Here is a 3,341-nt window from a genome sequence, read left to right on the forward strand (position 1 = left end):
TTTTCGCGCCTCGTGTACTAGCATCGCTTTACGTCGTTATTAATTGAGGTAGTACCGACGAATCCTACCTGTGCTAGGCTACACACTTAATATATTATACACCTTTTTCTAATAAATTCTGGAAAAGTCGCCCTAGAAGGGCAAGGCTTGAGACCCATTATTTTGGTCAAAAATGCCACTTAGGTTTTATAATACTCCCGAATTAGGGTACATACTGCTTTGATCCTCAGGGTGCATCTATATTATTGGATTTTCTTTGATCTTATTGGTCAAGTTTTTGGATCTGAGTCTCGTCAGGGAGAAGATAATAAAACAGCATTTCACACAAAAAAATAGCAAATTCATAGCAATTATCGAGCTCAATAACAAATTAATCTATGTCTGAATCATCAATTACTATTACAGTCAAGCTTTTTGCTGCCTATCAAGAAACCTATGGCTTGCCAGAACTCCAGTTAGGATTTCCCCCTCAAACATCAGTATCAGCCGTGCTAGACCGTTTACTGAGTGAACACCCAGAGCTGGAGCAATGGCGTGAAGTGACGCGCTTTGGCATCAATCTCCAATTCGTTCCCCCCGATACCCCCTTGCAAGATGGGGATGAAGTGGTTCTGATTCCTCCTGTTAGCGGTGGCTAATCGATTATTGTGCCTGCAAGCCTTTTGCCTCCAAGGGCTGTGTTTCTAGTAAAAACTCAGAAAAATTGACTGATATGTAGGGTTGCTTCGCCATGATCAGGAATCCAGGATACCCACTGGTCTTGTGAAATCTGGCAAAGCAGTAGCGCTTCATCAAAGCTATAGGGATTAGGTAGCTCTAACAGACGTACCCAAGTCCCAGGTTGGAACGGTTCCTGGGACTGATCTAAGTTGGGATTAGGGGAGCTGTTCCAAGTCGGGGTTTGGGTCTGCGATTCTAAAAGTTTCATGGTTCTCTCATCAAGGTAAAAAAATTCCCGTCTACCCTAGCTGAGACTGCTTCGAGCCAAAATCTTCCCAGACAATGGGTAAACTTTAACTATTTTCTGTATTTAATTTTACAAAAATAACTGGGCAGCACTAGCGTTGTGAGAGCTAATGTAATTTATCTTTGGATAACTTTACAGGATGCCTCGCCAAAGGGCATTGCTTAAAGTAGGAGTAATGTGTCGGTGGCAAATGGCTGATAGCTGATAGCTGATAGCTGATAGCTGATAGCTGATAGCTGATAGCTGATAGCTGATAGCTGATAGCTTACTTAAAAAATAAACACAAGTTGCAGCTGCAATTCTTTTACCTGACGCAAGATTTCAATTTTTTGAATAAACTCCCGAAAGTAAAACCGACGCTCTGATTCTGATAAATCAATCCAGAATTGAGGAATGGATACTGTCTGAGCGATCGCTTTTAAATTCACTGGCGGCAAAGCAGCTAGCTGCTGCTGCAATTGGGAAATTTCTGTCCGTAGTTTGTATGCTCGTAAATCAGCAGTTTCTTGATCAAGCACCCCACTAGACGTTAACAGGGTTAGCTGCTCTAAATTATCTTTTTTTTGAGTAATTTTACCCTGAAGGGATTCCTTGACCCCATCCAAGCTGGGAGCATTCATAGCAGCAACAGCACGGGGTAATTCCTGACAGATCAGTTGAATAGTCTGCTCCAAGACCTGTTCATAACTAAGAGCACGGCATTTGGGATGCTTAGGACAATTGATCGGACGTAGGTAGAGATATTGTTTGTTTTTACGATATTGAGTAACACTAACAACGGTCATCCCCGACTGACATTCCTGACAAACCACCAACCCGGCCAAAGAACGGGGAGCACTAGCGGTTCGAGGAGGTAATTGTCGGTTGCGCCTGAGCAGTCGGTCAATTTGTGCCGCTTCTTCCCGATTCAAAATAGCACTATGGGTATCGGAAATAACCTCACCATTTTTTTGATAGCCAAGGTCTCCCCGATAAACCGGATTTGTTAGCCAACGACGCCCGGTAGTCACGGAAATCCGTTTACCATATTTTTGCTCTAAATACCGTACTGCACCCCGCAAGGAACCATAAAGCAGAAACTGTTCAAAAAAATCCTTAACCACCGGTGCCGTACTGCGGTCAATTAGATAGCGGTCTTTGCCCCGCCGATAGCCATAGGGGGCTTTTCCTGGTGGGGGTAAGGCTTTGAGGCGATTACGAGCGTGCCCTTGCCGAAGGCGGCGGCTGTTGACTTCCTGCTGGATTTCGTGTAAGAGCTTCAGTAAACTAGCGCGAATCGTAGTGTAGTTGGTAGCATCCGTTAGCTGAGCAGAATTGTAAGATTGCTCTGTGGCAATCAAACAAATACCGAGGGTTTCAATTTGGGTAATGCGATCGCTAATTTCAGCTAAACACTCTCCCAGTTCTTCCAGACGACGAATTAGCAAGTAATCAGGGGGTTGAGCTTGGCAATCCGCAACTAACTGCTGCCACTGCTGACGTCCTCCTAAATCTAGATAGATCTGATCCACCTCCAAACCCCAAACTTCTGGGTCGGGCACTGGGTCAAGTAGGGGATTGCTGTACAGGTAGGCAATGGTTTTCATCTATTTTCCCCATACCGACCTTAACCCCTAAGTGCTAATCTTACTAATCTGACTAAGCTCAATAATATTACAATCTGGATCTTGGGTAAATAATGCCGCACGACCAGACGAGCTCAATTGAATCGGGTAACCATGAGCTTGTAGAGATTCCTTCGCGTCATCTAAATTTACGACACTAAAGGCAATGTGGGGATTACGACCCCATTTTTCAGGATTTTTTAGGTCAACTTTAGCATTAGGATTAACCATCAAGTGAATTTGGAATTGACCAACCTGATACCAAGCACCAGGAAATCTCAGCTCTCGTTCAACTTTAGATAATCCCAGAATCTTACCGTAAAAATCCTCTGCCTTTTCCAAATCAGAAACTAAAACAGCAACATGAAGACACTGATTAATTTCCATAATCTTTTAATTAAAGTTACAGGTTGAAGGTTGAAGGGTTGAAGGTTTTAATGTTGAAGGTTTTAATGTTGAAGGTTGAAGGTTTGAAGGTTGAAGGTTGTTTGGTTTGAAGGTTGAAGGTTGTTTGGTTTGAAGGTTGTTTGGTTTGAAGGTTGTTTGGTTTGAAGGTTGTTTGGTTTGAAGGTTGTTTGGTTTGAAGGTTGTTTGGTTACAGGTTTAAGGTTTGATGGTTTAAGGCGACAGGTTTAAGGTTATAGCCTTGCTGACGGACACAAGTGCTTGAAAAGCAAGTAGGGGAGGGGTTGGACAAAACAGAAAAATCTGGGTAAATGGGGTAGTCAATAAAAATCCCAATTATGACCCAGAAAAAAATCTACTCACAA

4 protein-coding genes are annotated in these 3,341 nt (G+C 43.0%); 1 reads left to right on the forward strand and 3 read right to left on the reverse strand.

The genetic code is table 11. From position 1 onward, the window contains the following. The first annotated feature begins 377 nt into the window (after window positions 1-377). Window positions 378-638, forward strand: a complete 261-nt coding sequence (locus F6K57_RS40435) for a MoaD/ThiS family protein (RefSeq protein ID WP_293021797.1) — start codon at window positions 378-380, stop codon at window positions 636-638. 56 nt (window positions 639-694) lie between these two features. On the opposite strand, the gene F6K57_RS40440 is transcribed toward F6K57_RS40435, so the two are convergent. The 3 genes from F6K57_RS40440 to F6K57_RS40450 all read right to left on the reverse strand — a co-directional run bounded on the left by F6K57_RS40440 (window position 695) and on the right by F6K57_RS40450 (window position 2,958). Next, window positions 695-928 (reverse strand): hypothetical protein, encoded by a 234-nt coding sequence (locus F6K57_RS40440; protein ID WP_293021796.1) that lies wholly within the window; start codon window positions 926-928, stop codon window positions 695-697. 308 nt (window positions 929-1,236) lie between these two features. Further along, a complete protein-coding gene (locus F6K57_RS40445) occupies window positions 1,237-2,553 on the reverse strand; it encodes a recombinase family protein (protein WP_293021794.1) in 1,317 nt (438 codons plus the stop codon). Window positions 2,554-2,580: 27 nt separating this feature from the next. Continuing rightward, a complete protein-coding gene (locus tag F6K57_RS40450) occupies window positions 2,581-2,958 on the reverse strand; it encodes a VOC family protein (RefSeq protein WP_293074562.1) in 378 nt (125 codons plus the stop codon). Window positions 2,959-3,341 lie beyond the last annotated feature (383 nt).

This window comes from Moorena sp. SIO4A5 (genome assembly GCF_010672005.1).
In the GTDB taxonomy this organism is placed as follows: domain Bacteria; phylum Cyanobacteriota; class Cyanobacteriia; order Cyanobacteriales; family Coleofasciculaceae; genus Moorena.